The sequence below is a fragment of the Methylacidimicrobium sp. AP8 genome (assembly GCF_903064525.1).
GTDB lineage: Bacteria > Verrucomicrobiota > Verrucomicrobiia > Methylacidiphilales > Methylacidiphilaceae > Methylacidimicrobium.
Genome location: NZ_LR797830.1, coordinates 613,560 through 630,205, shown reverse-complemented (window position 1 = coordinate 630,205; position 16,646 = coordinate 613,560). Strand labels below are relative to the sequence as shown.

Below are 16,646 nucleotides of genomic sequence, written 5' to 3'. Positions count from 1 at the left end.
CTCCTTTCCTAAAATCGACTAAAATTGATAGCTGATCTGTCCCTGTATCCAGAAAGGCCAGGAGACCATGAGCTCGTCGTAATTGTTGAACGATGTCGCGTATCCGCTGCCGCTCGTCATCCAGTTGTGCTGGTCGGTCACGTTCCAGACCCAGAGCCTCCCTACCCAATGCTTATCCGGGCTCGTGTAGCTTATGCCCAAATTGAGGGTGTACTGCCAGGGAATCCGGACGAGGTAATCGTAGGCAAGATATTGCGGGCTCGTCGCGTTGAAGGAGGCGAAGAAGCCCAATCCCCAATCGAGCGTGTAGGTCGCCATGAAGGAGGTCTGGAAGTTGGGCCAGCCCACGTAGTTGTATGTACCCTGGGGGAAGTAGCCGAAGTTGTCGAAGGCGTACTTTCCCGGATTGTTCAAAACGTAGTTGCTCGGGTATGGCTGGTCCATGCTGGGGCCTGTGGTGAGCGGAGAAGCATAGTCGAACGTGCCCAAGATGTAGGAAGCGTTGGCGACGAGCCAGAGATGCCGATCCGGCTGATAGCTCACCTGTAGGGTGCCCCCCACCACGTCGATCGGAACCGGGACCAGAAGCACTTTTTTGTAGCTTTCCAATTCCTGGAACTCCTGGTCAAAGGCGGCGGTCAAGATATTGAGCTTGCCATTGAGCAAGCTGAAGTTGATCCCCCCGCTGTAGAGTCGCTGATGGAGGTGAAGGTTGTAGTTGCTCGTCAAGGGGGAGACGCCGTAAAAAGCTCCCGTTTCGGCTAGCCACGCCTGCTGAAAATCGAAATAGACCGTCGTCCACTCGTTCGGCTTCCAGCGCGGACTGAAGTCGAAGTTCGGGATGACGGTGGAAAAGTACTGTCCCCCCGGATGGAGTGCCTCGCCGAAGTCGAAGTAGGTGCCGGGCGTGCCTACGGGATTCTGCGCGGTCGCCATCAAGGCCAGCGCGCTGGCGCCCATGAAAATCGAGAAGTGCTTGCCGAAGTCAATCTGGTGCTGCCAGTAGGGCCGCAAGTACCAGGTCTCGGAATCGGTCGAGCTGAAGTTGCCCGGGTTGAACACCTGCCCGGGTCGGCCCGGAATCGGCACGTCTTGATACAGATACTTGCTGAACCACGGCATGCCCGGCAGGTTGTATTGAAAATACGAGGGATAGACCGCATTGGCCAGCGGCCCCATGTTCCAGACGTTGAACACCTGCTCGAAGTCGCCCTCGTAGACGATCATGTTGGCATAGTCGGTCTCGAACCCGACATTGACCGTGTGATGGATAGGAAAAGCCTCGTCCTTCAAGGGAGGATTCTTCCGGTCGGCCAGGCTCGGGTTCTCCTGTTGTCCGCCTTCGGCAGCCCCGCCGATCGGGGTGTCGAAGTTCAGGATGAACGAGGTGTTGTTCTGGGCTACCCAGGAGCCCGGAGTGTAGATATTATAGGGCGTAAAATTCTGGTAGTTGTAGGAAAAATACTCGAAGTTGGTATTGTTGACGATCTGGAAGCCGTCGTCTACGTTCACCCGCTGGATGACCTGGGCCCGCTCGCTTTCGACGTAGCCCCCCGAACCCGGGTTGAGCAAATTGGCCCGATATCCGCCGATCGCCGAGAGCGGGACATAGCGCAGCGTATCATAATATTGCGGCAGCACCGACACCCCGTAATTGTACAATTCCGGACCGATATTGTAGTTGACTTTATGGTGATCGACGTAGCGCGGCGGACCTAAATAAATATTCGGTATATAGCCGGAAAGATACTCATGATCCGAAACCAGCTCCTGGGTCGGCCGGTTGATCCCGCCGATCTCGTTGTAGCCTTCGGTGTAGAACGAATTGTTGAAGAAGAGCTCGTAGTTGTCGTACGGCTTGAAGGAGAGGGCTGTGTAGAAGGATTGGTTATGCAGGTAGTCGTTGTCGTAATAGTTCCCCGAGTAGTTCCCCAGGTAGCTGAACCGGAACGCGAGCTTGTCGTTGATCGGGCCGCCCACGTCGGCCTGCCAGAGATTCTGGTCGTACATCCCTTCCATGACCGTCGCCGTCCCGTGGAAGCCGTCCCAGTAGGGGCGCTTGGTCTGGATGTCCAGATACCCGCCCGCCGCGCGGATCGAGAGCAGGCTCGGCATCGTCGGCCCCTGGACGATGTTGATCTGGTCGAAGTCGTTCATGTTCATCGGCCCCCCTTCGTAGCCGGTGCCAGGCAAGAAAGAGAGCATCCCGTTGATGTACTTGTTGGCCGGCATGCCTCGGATGTTCGGCACCGAGAACTCGCCGAAGGTCGTCCCCATGTAGAGGCCGGGCGCCATGTACATCATTGACATGACGTTTTGGGAAATGAACGCGGAGGACTGGATTTCCTGCTGGGTGATGACCTGGACGCTCCTAGGCGTGTCGACGATATTGACCGGTGTGCCGTAAACCGAGCTGATGTCGTAGTCCCCGGGGAGAACCGACTGCTCGTTGGCGGTCACGAGCGTTTCCGGCATCACGACCTTTCCGGTGCCGGGATTGACCAGCGCCGGCGAAGAGGAAGAAGATGGGGAAGAGGACGAATCGGGTGCCGGATCGGCTGCGGCGCTCCCCTCCTTCAGGGCATTGGAAGCGTCGGCCAAAAGAGGCTGATTGCGCAAGATATCCTCCAGCGGCTTGTGCGAGGAGCCATCGCCGAGTGCGTCCCCGCTTCCCGACCCGTTCCCCTCCACCGGATTCCGGTCCCAGGATCCGGGGCCTCCGGTGAGACCGCTGCCCCCCGTATCCGCATCCCCGCTGCCCAGGGGGGAAGCGGGCTCCACCGAGGGGTCGGCCGCCCGCAGCGGCATAGAAAGGCTCGCGAGGAGCATTCCCAGCACAAAGCACAGAAACCGTCGGATATAGACACTCCGAATCGAACCTATGATGCCGCTATCCCTCCTCACAGATCCACCCTCCCGGACTCGCTCTTGCCCAAACTTCTCCGGCCGCCGGTTTTCACGTCTCGCCGAGTCCCAAGCAGCCGGAACCGGACCGCAGCTGCCGTCGTAGGCGGCCGATATTCTATAGCACGGCCGGAATGGAACCGGTTGTTACAATGTCGTTACATTTCTGTGACGGTTCATTGCCATTTCCGTGACGACTTTATTACGAACCCGTGGCAGATGTGTGACATCCCACACGCCCGCGGCTCCTCGCGGGCGGCCGGCATCGTGATTCGAAATCCCATCGGCGACACGGCTTGAAATCATGCCTTGACGCCGGCCGCCGGTAGGCTGCAGCGCACCAAAAAAGGAACGCCGCCTCGGATGAGGCGGCGTTCTGCTCTACAGTCCCGGTGCCGAAAAAGGCTCAGTTGCTCAGAGAACGATGGTTCCTCGCTCCGCCCGCTGCATCTTCGGCAACGGCGGTCTTCTGGATGAATCGGCGAATATCCGACACCCTCTGGTCAGCAAGATCCCGATAGTACTGAACGAACCGGGACTCCTGCTGTGCTTGATATTGATTGCCCTTTTGCTCGGCTTCCTTGAGCTCCCGGATATGCCTCGCCCACTGCGCTCGATATTCCGCTCTTGCCGCCGCGCGCTGCCTGGCGATCTCCTCTTTTTCCGCCTTCTTGCTATGAACCAGACCACCAACGAAGGGAGTCACCGTTTCGAGCCATGGGATGACTCCTGTGCGGGTGGTGCCTTCCAAATTGGAAAGGGCGTCGCTCGCATACCCGCCCTCCTCCATTCCCTGCTGAAAGCCTTCGGAACGGGCTCGCCGCACTGCCGCCAGGTCGATTCCTTTCCGGATGCCTTTCGGAGCCTTGGTCACCTCCCCTCCGAGCTCCTTTCTTGCCTGGGCGACGTCCGCCTCCATGGCGTCATACCTGCTGTGCAGGTCCGCCAGGCACCGTTCGAAGGAAGCGGAATACTCTTCAAGATCCTTGCTCCGGCAGAGGAATAAGGGGGGAATGGCTCCGCCTCCCCGCAGCGCATTGTCCAACCCGGCGGCAAAAAAGCCGTTGCTCCACTCCAGGAGAGGGGGCGCAACGCGCTGAATCCGCCATTTCCCGTCGACGACCTGCGCCTTCTCGATCTTCCAAAGAAACGATACCTTCTGATCCGCCTTCGCGAGCAAGTAGCGGTCTTTCTCGCCGGCTTTAAACTCCATCCCCGGAGGCAGCGTCGCGTCCCACAGCAGATCGGGCCAGACTTCCTTGACTAGCCCGGGCGCATTTTCCGGCGGTCCCGGCGCGGCCAGAGCCGGAACGACATAAAGATCGACCGCCGACTCGACCGTCACCCGATAGTCCAATTCTTCGGCGTTCCCGACGGATCGGTAAGCGACCGGCTCGATCGAGATAATCGACACATCACCGGGAAGGTGCCTCCGCAAGCACGCATGGACCGCTTCTTCCGGCGGGAAATGCACTTTCGCCTCGATCCTGCCGAGCTTTTTCGCCGCCCCCGCGCCGTCACCGCCTCCGTTGATCCGGTCGAGAATTTCCTTTCTCCATTTCTCGTACTGGGCGACCGTTCGATCGTAGGCATGATACTCCTCGTCCGCGAGCGACCCCGGGACCTGCAGATGGTTCACCCAGCTGGTGAAGCCGACGGTCGCCAAGCCGCCAGCCAGAAGAATCCCCCCGCCGAGGGAGAGAAGCAGGAGCCCGCGACCCCTTCTTGCTCGCGGTTCCGGAGCCGATGCCGGCTCGACCGAACCCGAGCCGTACGGGACCAACGATTCGGACGGGGATGCCCCCTCTCCATTCGCCCTAACACCGTTTTTAGCGGCTTGCCGGCCGCCGTCAGCTCCGGCCGCCTCCCCGTGCGGAGCCGTCGCCGATGAGTTCTCCGGATCCAGCAAAACGACCCTGCGGGGATTTGGACTCCAAATTTTGGAAACACCCGCCAGGCGATTCCTCATGCTCATGATTACCTCCTTTCCTACACATGCTGTCGCCGTAACCTTGCCCTCTCCTTCCGCCGATTATCTCCTGCCTCCGCCATGAAAGTGCGCGGCATGGACGTGGGAAGCATGCACATGCGCCGCATGCACGCGAGACGCATGCATATGCCGCTCCATCCCCCTGCCGCCGGCGGCATGAAGATGAGGATGTCCGCTCGATCCGGCTGCCGAGCCCAAATGGGGATGCTCCGCCGCAACCCGCGAAAGATGGGGGTGACCGGACTCCGACCCTAGCTCACCGCCTCGGCTCTCGCTCCCCAAGTGGGGATGCTCCGACCGGTTCCAGTCCTGAAGCGCCTGCCGGTCCTCCCGGTGCGCCAGCTGATCCTGCCGCCGGGCTTCATCCCGGTAGAGCTCCGCCTGGTTCATGTGCCCCTGGGACGCCTCGTACCGGGCCATCGCGTTGTCCCACTGCGCCCGCGCCTCGCGAATCTGCGCCTCCTGCTGCAACCCTTCGGCACGGTCCCGCAGCGCCCAGCTCGGCGCACTACCTCCCCGGCCGCCGCCGCTTCCCGCTCCGCTCCCGGTGATACCACCACGGCTCCCCTCGCCTTCCGACCGGTTCCAGTCCCGAAGCGCCTGCCGGTCCTCCCGGTGCGCCAGCTGATCCTGCCGCCGGGCTTCATCCCGGTAGAGCTCCGCCTGGTTCATGTGCCCCTGGGACGCCTCGTACCGGGCCATCGCGTTGTCCCACTGCGCCCGCGCCTCGCGAATCTGCGCCTCCTGCTGCAACCCTTCGGCACGGTCCCGCAGCGCCCAGCTCGGCGCACTACCTCCCCGGCCGCCGCCGCTTCCCGCTCCGCTCCCGGTGATACCACCACGGCTCCCCTCGCCTTCCGACCGGTTCCAGTCCCGAAGCGCCTGCCGGTCCTCCCGGTGCGCCAGCTGATCCTGCCGCCGGGCTTCATCCCGGTAGAGCTCCGCCTGGTTCATGTGCCCCTGGGACGCCTCGTACCGGGCCATCGCGTTGTCCCACTGCGCCCGCGCCTCGCGAATCTGCGCCTCCTGCTGCAACCCTTCGGCACGGTCCCGCAGCGCCCAGCTCGGCGCACTACCTCCCCGGCCGCCGCCGCTTCCCGCTCCGCCCGCGTGTCCGGTGTTCCCTCCGGACTTCCCACGTTCCGTGCCGCTTCCGGCTTGCCCGCTTCCGGACGCCACGGAGCCCTTTCCGCCGCCGGCGCCGCCCCGGCCGCCAGCCGCCGAACGACCTTGGGAGGCCTCGGCTTCCCGCATGTCCTTCTGCGCCTGAGCCTCATCGGCTTTCGCCTTCTTCTCCAGGTGGGCAGCCCACTTGTCGGCGGGATTGTCCGAGACGTCGCCATGATAATAAAATACTCCCTCTAGCCATCCTCTTTGTTGCCAGTATTGCGCCCGCTTCTCGAGGCCTGCCGCCTGTTGCTGCAAAGCCGCAGCCTGGCTCCTCAGCTGGGCTGCGGTCTGACCCCTTCCGGACGCCACGGAGCCCTTTCCGCCGCCGGCGCCGCTCCCGACCCTGCCGCTTTCGCTCGCGCTCGTTGCTTTTCCTCCCGGCGCGCTCCCTTGGCTACCCGTTGCCCGGTGATCCTTGGACTCCTTGGTTTCCCGCTTGTTGTTAGCCTCCCGCATATCCTTCAGCGCCTGGGCATCCTCGGCCTTCGCCTTGTTTTCCAGGTGGGCGGCCCGCATCCGATCGATTTCGGCCTGTTGCGGATGACCCTCCGCCTTTTCCAGGGCGGCCGCCGTTTCGTAGCCTTGAGCGAGGCCTTGATTGCCGCTGGCTTGATCCTGCAAAACCTGCGCTTGTTCCCTCAGCCGGGACGCGCTCTGCGCCTGGCCCGCGGCGGCGTCCGCCGCTGTTCCCTCCGCATGAAGAACCGCAAGAGGAGTTGCGCAGAGCCAAGAGAGCCCGGTGATCAGCCACCGGTTCCGGTTCCATCGATTCCGCTGTTTCATCGCATGCTCCGTGTTTTGCTGATTTCCTTTCTTTTGATCGAGGATCGCTTCGAAAAAAAGTGGCCCAAGGCCCAATGAAAGGAACGAATCCGGTCACCCATTTCTTAGAAAAACTTCGGTGCCGGGAAAAAACGGGTTCCTGCCGGTCGCCATCCAAGTGCCTGTCTCACGGTCAGCGACGAAAGTGCCAGCATGGATTCCATTCCTCCCATCCCTTTCCGGACTCGGCTCCACGGACCTTCCTCCGCTCTTCCTCTTGGCTGCGAAAGGACGGCGACTGCCGGGACCGCCCGCTTTTGCCCTCCGGAAGAGAAGATTTCGGAACAGACTATTTGTAGCACGGTCACGCGAAAAAACATTGTGACAAGTTTGTGACATTTTTATAGCAAATAGGCATGCTTTTATTAACTCCTGCTTGTATCGACATCGTGCATGTCGTTTACGAACACTGTGATAAATAGACTTCTTGTGTAAGCGGAATCGCGCACGCCCGTTGCAGGCGGCGGATCGCTCCTATGGGCCGCGGCGGTCCCTACGCTAGATCGCCCGACTTCGCCAGCTCGGCCTCGACTTCTTCGAGACGCTTGCGCCGGCTTAAGGGAGCCAGGAGCGAATAGACGCAGGGCACGACGAAGAGAGTGAAAAGCGTCGAAACGAGAATCCCGCCGATCACGGCGATCGCAAGCGGCTTTCGGACCTCGGCTCCCGGGCCGACGCCCAAGGCGGCGGGTAGTGCCGCCGCAATGGTGGCTAAGGAGGTCATCAAGATGGGCCGGAGCCGGATCGCAGCCGCATCCAGAAGCGCCTCCGGGAGGGGCAGCGCCTCCTCAAAGCGCTTCTTGTTGAAGAACTCGACCAGGAGGATCGAGTTCTTCATCGCCAGGCCCATCAGGAGGATGATCCCGATCCCGCTGTAGATATTCAGGGACATCCCGGTGAGGTAGAGGCCCTGAAGGGCCCCCGTCAGGGAAAAGGGGATCGCCACCAGCACCACGAGGGGATAGAGGAAGCTGTTGAACTGGGCGCCCAGGAGCATGTAGGCCAGCAGGATTCCCAGGGCGAAGGAGACCGGGAAAGAAGCGAAGGTCTCCTTGGCGGTCTGGCTGCTGCCGGTTGGTTCCACGTCATAGCCGGGCGGGAGCTCCTTGCGGCAGATTGCCAGGGCGGCATCCAGCGCCTTCGCCTGGGAGACCTCGGGCTTCACGTTGGCGAAGAGCGTGATCGCCCGCCGCCGATTTTCCCGGGTGATATCGAGCAGCTTCGGCACGACCCGCAACTCCGCGATATCCTTGATCCGGATCATCTCCCCTCCGTAGCCGGACCAGAGGGGCACGTCGGCCACGTCCTCCGGCTCCCGCCACTGGTGGGGCTCGAGGCGGATCCGGACATCGTAGCGGCGGTTGTCCTCCCTGTTGGTATACTGCCCCTGGCGCATTCCGCCGATCGAGCTGGCGATAACATCGGCCAACGTCTGCATGCTGACGTTGGAATCGGCCGCTTTTTGCCGGTCCGGCACCACCTCAAGCTCGGGCATCCCCGCCCGGTAGTCGGTGTCCAGGTCCGTGTAATACCCCGTCGCCTCCATCTGATGGACGATGGCGTCCGCCTTCGCTTGCAACACGCCGAAATCCGAACCGCGCAGCGAAAGCTCGATGTTGGTGCCGCGCTTGCTGCTGAAGGCGCTCTGGCTGATGTCGATCACCTTGATGTGCAGGTCGCTGTAGACAGGCTTCCGGAACTCCTTCCGCCACACGCGGATAATCTCCTGAAGCCGCTCCTTCCTCTCTTTCCGCGGCTTGAGGGTCACAAAGATCGCTCCGCGGTTCACCTCGCCTCCCGAATACCCGCCCACGGTGGTGAAGAAGTGGGCGACCGTCGGCTGGCTCTGGAGAAAAGTCTCCAGCTCCTGGACCCGATTGCTGGTGTACTCGAGCGAGCTCCCCACCGGCGTCTCGATCCGGAGCAGGGCCATGCCGAGATCTTCGGAAGGGGAAAGCTCCCGGTGGAGCTGGGGGAAAACGCGGAGCGAGAGCAAGAAGAGGCCGAGGGAAGCAAGGACGACAAGCCACCGGTGGCGGAGAGCGACGCCGAGGAAGCTCCGATAGCGCGCGCTCATTTCCTGGTAGAGAAGCTCGAGCCGGTCTTCCACCGGTCCCGGGCCGCGGGAGCCGCTCACGAACTCGGCGCAGCGCATCGGGGCGAGCGTGAGCGCCTCCAAGAGAGAGATGAGGACCGCGCAGGAGATCATCGCCCCGAACTGGAAGAGGAACTTCCCTACGACACCCCCCAAGAAGGCGATCGGGGCGAAGACCGAAACGATGGTCAGTGTGGCCGCGGCGGCCGCAAAAAAGATCTCGCGGGTTCCCTCGAGCGCGGATCGCTCCGGGCTCTTCCCCATGCGGTGGTGGCGGGTGATGTTCTCCAGGACCATGATCGAATCGTCGATCACGATGCCGACCGCCATGGAGAGGGCCAGAAGTGTGAAGAAGTTGAGCGTAAAGCCCATCGCCTTGCAGAAGATGAAGCTTCCCAGGATCGAGATCGGGATCGAGAAGAGGACGTTCACCGTAGTGCGGAAGGAGCCCAGGAATACGAGGCAGACCAGGGTGGTGACCCCGATCGAGAAGAGGAGTGTAAAGGCGGTCTCCCGAATCGCCTCCTCCGTGAATACCGAAGAATCGTAGCGAGTGCCGATGTGCATCCCGGGCGGCAAGTCGGGCTCAAGCTCCGCCATGATCCGCTTCGCGGATTTGGCCACCTCGATCTCGTTGTATCCGCGCAGCTTTTGCAGGCCCAAGCCGACCGAGGGAACTCCGTCGCTCCGGGCGAAGCGGCGCGGGTCCATGATTCCGTCCTCCGGCCGTGCGATCTGGGCCAGAGGTGTAAAGGAGTCCGCCGGGCCCCGCACGTTGCTAAGCGTGTTTGTCGCAAAGCTGGTCGCCCCCGCGGTTCCGGCCATCCCCCCTTGCGCGGAAGCGATGCCGGTCAACGGCGGAAGATTGGCGCCGCCCGCCCCCCCCCGATGGTTGAGCGCCAAGCCGCCCATCTCCTCGGGAGACCCGACTTCACCCATCACCCTAACGTTGATCTCGTTATCGGCGCTTTCCAGGTAGCCGGAAGCGGTCTCCTGGTATTCGGCCCGGAAAAGATTGAGCACGTCGTTGGGAGCGACTTGATATTGCGCCAGCTTGTTCCGGTCGAGCCAGACGCGAAAGTTCCGATCCGTCCATCCGCCGAGCTGGATGTCGCCGACGCCCCGCACCAGGGAGAACTTGTCGCGGATCCGCGTGTCGACGTACCGGATGATGTCCTTCAAGGGCCGGTCCCAGGTAACCGCGAGCCAGAGGATCGGGGAGTCGTTCTGGTTCACCTTGTAGATGACGGGGGGATCGACATTGTAGGGGAGCCGCACCGACCGGATCTTGGCATTGGTCTCCTGTAGGGCCGCGTCGATGTCCCGGTCCAAGCGGAAGTCGAGCTGGATCCGCGCCACGCCCTGCATGATCGTGCTCGTCACGTCCCGGATCCCCTGGACCGACATGAGCACCTCTTCCAACGGATCGACGACCTCCGCCTCCATCACCTCGGGCGAGGCGCCGGGCCACTGGGCGACGACGGTCAACACCGGGTAGGTCACATCCGGAAGCCGGCTGATCCCGAGGGAAAAAAGGCAGAGGATGCCGAAAAAGACCAGGGCTGCCATGAGCATCCACGCGGCGACGGGTCTTCGGATGGCCAGCTCGGGCAGGTTCACGGGATTCCGTCCGGGCTCTGCCGGGCCTCCGCATGCTCCCAAACCATCGAAGCCGGCGCCCGGCCGGCCGGAGCGGCAGGGGAACGCGGCTTTCTCTCCAGCCGGGCGAGCACGCGGTAGGCCGCCGGCACGACAAGGAGAGTGAAGAAGGTGGAAACCGTCACGCCTCCGAGAATCGTGATCGCCATCGGAATCCGGCTCTCGGAGCCGGGGCCGATCGCCAGGGCCGGCGGAAGTGCCGCCGCCAGCGTCGCAACCGAGGTCATCAGAATCGGGCGGAGCCGGATCGGCCCCGCTTCCAGCAGCGCTTCGCGGACGGGCAGCCCGTCGAGCTGCCGCTTCTGGTTGGCGAACTCGACGAGCAGGATCGAATTCTTCTTGGCGATTCCCATGAGGAGCACCAGGCCGATCATGCTGTAGAGGTTGATCGACTGATGCGTCAGCCAGAGAGCGAAAAGAGCTCCGCTCAAGCTGAACGGAAGAGCCAGCAGGACGGTGAAGGGATGGACGAAGCTGTTGAACTGGGAGGCGAGCACCATGTAGGCGACGACGACTCCCACCCAAAGAGCGAATTCGAGGCTGCCGAAGGTCTCTTCGAAGGCGGCGGCACCGCCGCTCCAGTAGACCCGGTAACCATGGAGGACGTTCCGTTCGGCGATCTTCCGGGCAACGGCCAGCGCCGCTGCCTGGGATTTTCCCGGGGCGACGTTGGCGAAGACCGTGATCGCCCGCTCCCGCATCCGCCGGCCGATCGTCTGGAAGGTCGGTACGGTTTCAAAATGGGCGACCGAGGTGATCGGCATGTATTCGTTGGAGTTGGTCCGGACGAAGAGCTTCTGGATATCCTCGGGCTTGACCCGCTCTCCCCCCTCGAGCCGAATCCGAATATCGTAGCGCCGATCCCCGTTGGTGAACTGGCTCTGGGCCACGCCGCCGATGGCGACCGCCACCGTGTTGGCGATATTTTGGATCGGCATCGCGCAGGCATTGGCGGCGAACCGGTCGGGGAAGACGCGGACCTCGGGCATCCCATCCCGGAAGTCGGTGTCAAGGTCGACGAAGTAGCCGGATCGCTTCATCTCGCCCGTGATCTTGGCGACCTGCTCCCGGAGCACCTTGTAGTCCCGGCCGCGCACCGAAAATTCGATCGGGAATCCGCGCCCGGTGGTAAATCCCCGGATCGACAAGTCTTGCAGGCCCACCTGGACTCCCCCGATCTTGGCGAGCTCGGATCGGAGCCGGTCTCCCAGCTCCTGCTGGGTAAGCTTCCGCTCCTTCTTGGGCTTGAGCGTCACGTAAATCGTGCCCATGTTGACCTGGGCGTCGATCAAGTTGCCGTCGCTGGCCCCCGTCCGCTGAATGAAGCCTCCGACCTCGCCAAAGAGGCGCGCGACCTCCGGGTGGGTCGCGATGATCGCCTCGCACTCCTCCAGCTTCCTCCGGGTCAAGTGAATGGAGGAGCCGACCGGTGTTTGGATGCGCACCAAGAAGGAAGACTCGTCTTGCGCGGGGATCAGCTCCTTGGGAAGGAGCGCCAAGAAGCGCAGCGAGAACGCGAAGAGGATCGCAGCCGTGAAGAGGATCAGCCAGGGGTGGTCGACGCAGAGGCGCAGGATGAGCCGGTAGGCCCGCGAAAGCTCGCGGAAGAGCCGGTCCATGAGCCACGCCAGCCCTCGGCGCCGTTTCGGATCCTCGAGAAGCTGGGAGCAGCGCATGGGGGTCAAGGTGATCGCCTCGAGGAGCGAAAGCGCGACGGCCGCCGTGATCGTCGTGCCGAACTGGTAGAAATACTTGCCGACAATCCCGCGCATGAAGGCGACCGGGAGGAAGATCGCCAGGATTGCGACCGTGGCCGCCACGGCCGCAAAGGTGATTTCCCGCGCTCCGATCTGGGCGGCCAGCACCCTTCCCTGGCCCATCTCTCGATGCCGGACGATGTTCTCCAGCACCATGATTGCGTCATCGACGATGATGCCGATCGCCAGGGACAGTCCGAGGAGGGTGAAGAAGTTGAGCGTGAAGCCTAAAAAGTAGAGGATGATGAAGGTTCCGAGCACCGATGTAGGAATCGAGAGGAGAACGTTGACGGTAGAGCTCCAAGTTCCGAGGAAAAGATAGCAGACGACAGCGGTCACCAGGGCCGAGAGCAGCAGGGTGAAGAGCGTTTCCTGGATCGCCTCTTCGATATGCTGCGTCCGGTCATACACCACTTGGAGGTCGAAGCCGGGAGGCAAGTGGCGCTTGACCTCCTCCAGCTTTTGCTTGACCGACCGGGCGACCGCTACCGAGTTGGCTCCCGGCTGCTTCTTGATCCCTAAGCCGATCACCGGATGTCCGCCCCGGACCGCGATCCGCCGGATGTCGTCGAGCCCGTCCTCGACACGGGCGACGTCCTTGATGTGAATCGGAGACCGATAGATGAGCTCGGTCCCTCGCCTCTTGATCTGGATGTTGCCCACTTGCTCCGGAGTCAGCCCTTCTCCCATCGCCCGGACGTTCATCTCCCGTTTCGCGTTTTCGAGATAGCCGGCCGCCACTTCGACCTGCTCCTGCTGGAGGGCGGTCTGCACGTCGAGCACGGTGAGCTGCAGCGGCTTGAGCTTCTCGTTGTCGACCCAGACGCGCAGGTTGCGGACGTTGTAGCCGGCCAATACGATCTGGCCGACGCCGGGGACGATCTGGAACTCATCGTGGAGCACCAGGTCGACGTAGGTAACCAGGTCGTGGAGGGTCTTGTCCTTCCCCGAAAGCGCAAGAATCAGGATCGGCTGTTCTTCCGGGTTATCCTTGGTGAGAATCGGCTGCGCGACCGGCTGCACGGTCTGCGTCGCCACCTGAGTCGTCGTGTCGTAGGGGAGCTTGACCGAGCTGACCTTCGACTGGACCTCGGTCAAGGCCGCGTCGATCGGCCGCCCGAGCTCGAACTCGAGGATGATCGACGCTTGCCCCTGCTCGATAAAAGAGGTGATGTTCCGCAGCCCCTGCGCGGAGATCACCGCTTCCTCGATCGGATCGACGATCGACGTCTCCAGGATTTCGGGCGCGGCGCCCGCCCACTGGAGGTTGATGGTCAATACCGGAAAGTCGATTTCCGGTAGGTCGCTGACCCCCAGCCTGCCCAGAGAGATCGCTCCGAAGAGGATAAGCCCGGCCATCAGCATCCAGGCGAAGACCGGCCGGCGGATCGAGAGATCGGAGAGTGTCATCGGGCCGCCCTTTCCCTTGCCGCTTCCCGGGAAGGGCCGTTCCAGCGAGCCCACGGCCGTTTACCCGGGGCTCTCCAATAATTAAACCACCCGGACCGCCGAATGTCGCGAGGCTCCTGCGGAAGGCCGACCGGCTTCCCCCGCCGGCTACAGGCCGCCCGAAAAGGCCCCGACCTCGACCGCTTCGTCCGGCAGGAAGGAAGGCACGATCTTCTGTTGCGGTATTCTCCCATGTGCGGCTCTCATCCCACCCTCGAGAGCCGAAGGAACCGGTAGCCGAGGAGGGGCCGGAATGACGATGATCGGCGCATCCGCTCGCTGCTGGAAATAGCCGCCTCCCTCGGGAAATCTCTTCCATAGGACCACCCCCGGCGGAGCATCCCCCGAAAGAACCTCCGGCCGGCTCGCAGCGTGTGCGTTCGAGAAAGACGGAGAGAGGCTGAAGCAAAAGACGGCGAAGAGAATCGGGAAGGGACGAAAGCGTCGTTCGGCCAGCATGGAAAGGAATCTACTCGGTTCCTCCCCCGACGGAAAGGAGGGAAAAGACCGATCCGCTCCCGGCCTTCGCTCGATCATCGGATGTCCTTGAGAGACGACAAGCTCTTGCGCAAGCTTTCGCGCGCGCGAAAGAGCAGGGCGCGGGTGGCGCTGAGCGAGAGGCCGAGGACCCGCGCGATCTCCTCGTAGGAGAGGTCGTCGTAGCTCTTGAGCACCACCGCGAGCCTCTGGTTCGGAGGAAGCGAGGCGAGGGCGCGCTCAACCAGCTCGAGCCGTTCCTTGTCGATCAGCGAATCCGCCGGAGAACGGGCGGAAGCCGACGGGGTCCCCTCCCAAGGATCGTCGCCGGCGGGAACGAATGCGTCGGCAGAAGACCGGCGGCGCAGCTCGTTCAAGACCAGCCGCCGCAGGATCGTGAAGAGCCAAGTGCGGAACTTCGCCGTCGGCCGGTACCGCTTGGCCGCCCAATACACGCGTAGGAATGCCTTTTGCGTGATCTCTTCCGCGACGAAGCGGTCCTGCAGCATCTTGACCGCCGTGCCGAAAACCGCGAGCTGATGCCGCTCGATCAATCGCCGGAAGGCATTATCGTCGCCCCTGGCGATCTGCGCCATGAGCTCGGCATCTTCCGATTCTTCCGCCGCCACGTTTCGTTTCGGACTCCCTTCCTGGATCGGCAGCGGCTCAGGCCGCCCCGCAAAACAGCGGCATCCGCTGGTTCTTCCGTCTTCCCCAAACAGGGAAGACGCTCACGGCCGAGCCGAGACCGGCATCGCCGGAGGAGTCCCCGGGCCGGAGGGTGAACTGGTTTGCAGCATATCCTGAAGCGGAAGGCCCGTGTGTTTCAAGTTTCCGTCGGCCAGGCCCGCCTGGACGAAGAGATTCACCAGTTGATAGCGGGCGTTCATCTCGGTCTGATGGAGCGAAAGCCTCGCCTGCTGGTAGACGTTTAACGCGGTGAGCACATCGAGGAGCTGCGCCACCCCGCGCTGAAAATCGTTTCGCTGCGCCTCATAGTAGAGCGCCGAAACCTCGACCTGCTCGCGATACTGGAGAACCTGTCCCACGGCGGCGTTGAAGAGCGCAAAGGCGATGCGCAGGTTCTGGTCTGCGGTGCGCTTCAGATTTTCCACCTGGAGCTCGGCCGAATGCACCAGCGCCTGCTCCTGGCGGACGTACCCGGTGTTGAGGCCGCCGGTAAAGAGCGGCATGGTGGTGACGATATTGGTGTTCCAAAGAACAGGGGAATCCGGTTGATGGCTGAGAAAATAGGTGCCGGTGAGCGCCGTGCGCGGGCCGAACTCCCCGATGGCGACTGCAAGCGACGCTTTCTGGGCGCGCAAGAGCTGCACCTGGGCAAGCACGTCGGGCCGGCTTCCGACGTGCACCAGGTACTCTTCCAGGGCTTGGGGGCCCGGAAACGGTTGGGTCTCCTTAAGATCGATGTTCTCCGGGCCGATGCCCAAGTAGTAATTGAGCGTCGCCTTGTACTGGTTCATCAAGCCGATGTAGCCTTCCCGCGCGGCAACGGCGGCCGCAAGGTTCGCCTGCCCTTGATAGACGTCGGCCGGCCGGGATCGGCCGACCTTCCACCGATACTGCAGCTCGTTCACCAGGCCTCGGAGGGCCGCGATCTGGTCATCGAGGATGAAGACGCTGCCCTCGTAGTTGAGCACCTGATAGAAGGCCTGGGCGACGTTCAAATAGAGATTCTGATAATCCCATGCCATGGTGTAGGCCTGCGCGCCCGCAGTCGCCCTGGCCGCTGCGATCCGGTTCTGTTGCCGCAGGCTGTCGAAGAGGAGCCAGGTCGAGTTGATCGCGTTGAAGGAAAAGTAGCCGTTGGGAGCGGAAGTTCCCACCGCGACGCCGCCGACGGTCGGAATGACTCCCGTCGTGTTCTGAAAGCTCTGCATGTTCTCCCAGGAAAATTGCGGCAGGAACGCGGATTGCGCTTGCGCCACCACCGCCTGCTGCGCCCGCACGGTCTGATAATCGATTTTCAGCTGATCCCAACGGATCGCCGCCAACCGGTAGCATTCCGCCAGGTCGATCGCCTGGGGATCCGATCGCTTGACGGCGATCGGTGAAGCCGTTTGCAGCAGAGCGTCCAAGGAAGGCAGGCTCGACGGAGCGGGGCGGGCGGGCACCGGTTGCGCCTGGGCCGGCAGGGCGCGCAGGGGCCGCGAGGCATGAGGCTCTTCGGCCTTTCCCGGCGGCTGAGCCGCACCCGGCCGGGGAGAGAGAGCCAGCAGGCAAAGGGCTCCGACCGCGAAAGCCGCCCGCCGGCGGGCCCCACCCTGCCGCTTCCTCCTCCGGCGCTTCCTAAGGTCCATCCTCC

General features: G+C 62.7%; 8 protein-coding genes. All 8 read right to left on the bottom strand.

Annotation, left to right across the window (positions count from 1 at the left end):
- Positions 1-18: 18 nt before the first annotated feature.
- On the bottom strand, positions 19-2,808 hold the full coding sequence (locus tag MTHMO_RS02765) for a TonB-dependent receptor plug domain-containing protein (RefSeq protein WP_237394726.1): 2,790 nt from the start codon (positions 2,806-2,808) through the stop codon (positions 19-21).
- Between the two features lie 502 nt (positions 2,809-3,310).
- A complete protein-coding gene (locus MTHMO_RS02760) occupies positions 3,311-4,879 on the bottom strand; it encodes a hypothetical protein (protein ID WP_202213424.1) in 1,569 nt (522 codons plus the stop codon).
- Between the two features lie 57 nt (positions 4,880-4,936).
- Positions 4,937-6,847: a hypothetical protein gene (locus tag MTHMO_RS02755; RefSeq protein ID WP_202213423.1), complete on the bottom strand. Its 1,911-nt coding sequence runs from the start codon at positions 6,845-6,847 to the stop codon at positions 4,937-4,939.
- A 532-nt stretch (positions 6,848-7,379) separates the two neighbouring features.
- Positions 7,380-10,601 carry an efflux RND transporter permease subunit gene (locus MTHMO_RS02750; protein WP_202213422.1) on the bottom strand — a complete coding sequence of 1,074 codons (3,222 nt, stop codon included), beginning with the start codon at positions 10,599-10,601 and terminating at the stop codon, positions 7,380-7,382.
- Positions 10,598-13,807 (bottom strand): efflux RND transporter permease subunit, encoded by a 3,210-nt coding sequence (locus MTHMO_RS02745; protein ID WP_202213421.1) that lies wholly within the window; start codon positions 13,805-13,807, stop codon positions 10,598-10,600. The genes MTHMO_RS02750 and MTHMO_RS02745 overlap by 4 nt, the downstream gene beginning before the upstream one ends.
- A gap of 147 nt (positions 13,808-13,954) precedes the next feature.
- On the bottom strand, positions 13,955-14,305 hold the full coding sequence (locus tag MTHMO_RS02740) for a hypothetical protein (RefSeq protein WP_202213420.1): 351 nt from the start codon (positions 14,303-14,305) through the stop codon (positions 13,955-13,957).
- 74 nt (positions 14,306-14,379) lie between these two features.
- The gene (locus tag MTHMO_RS02735) at positions 14,380-14,952 is read right to left on the bottom strand and encodes an RNA polymerase sigma factor (protein ID WP_237394725.1); all 573 of its coding nucleotides are present in this window, start codon (positions 14,950-14,952) and stop codon (positions 14,380-14,382) included.
- Positions 14,953-15,054: 102 nt separating this feature from the next.
- Positions 15,055-16,641, bottom strand: coding sequence for a TolC family protein (locus MTHMO_RS02730; RefSeq protein ID WP_202213419.1), 1,587 nt, complete (start codon positions 16,639-16,641; stop codon positions 15,055-15,057).
- Between the last annotated feature and the right edge of the window lie 5 nt (positions 16,642-16,646).

Coding starts and splice junctions, on each gene's coding strand:
- MTHMO_RS02755 (WP_202213423.1), bottom strand. CDS start 6,847: ATGAAACAGCGGAATCGATGGAACCGGAACCGGTGGCTGATCACCGGG.
- MTHMO_RS02760 (WP_202213424.1), bottom strand. CDS start 4,879: ATGAGCATGAGGAATCGCCTGGCGGGTGTTTCCAAAATTTGGAGTCCA.
- MTHMO_RS02765 (WP_237394726.1), bottom strand. CDS start 2,808: ATGCCGCTGCGGGCGGCCGACCCCTCGGTGGAGCCCGCTTCCCCCCTG.
- MTHMO_RS02740 (WP_202213420.1), bottom strand. CDS start 14,305: ATGCTGGCCGAACGACGCTTTCGTCCCTTCCCGATTCTCTTCGCCGTC.
- MTHMO_RS02730 (WP_202213419.1), bottom strand. CDS start 16,641: ATGGACCTTAGGAAGCGCCGGAGGAGGAAGCGGCAGGGTGGGGCCCGC.
- MTHMO_RS02745 (WP_202213421.1), bottom strand. CDS start 13,807: ATGACACTCTCCGATCTCTCGATCCGCCGGCCGGTCTTCGCCTGGATG.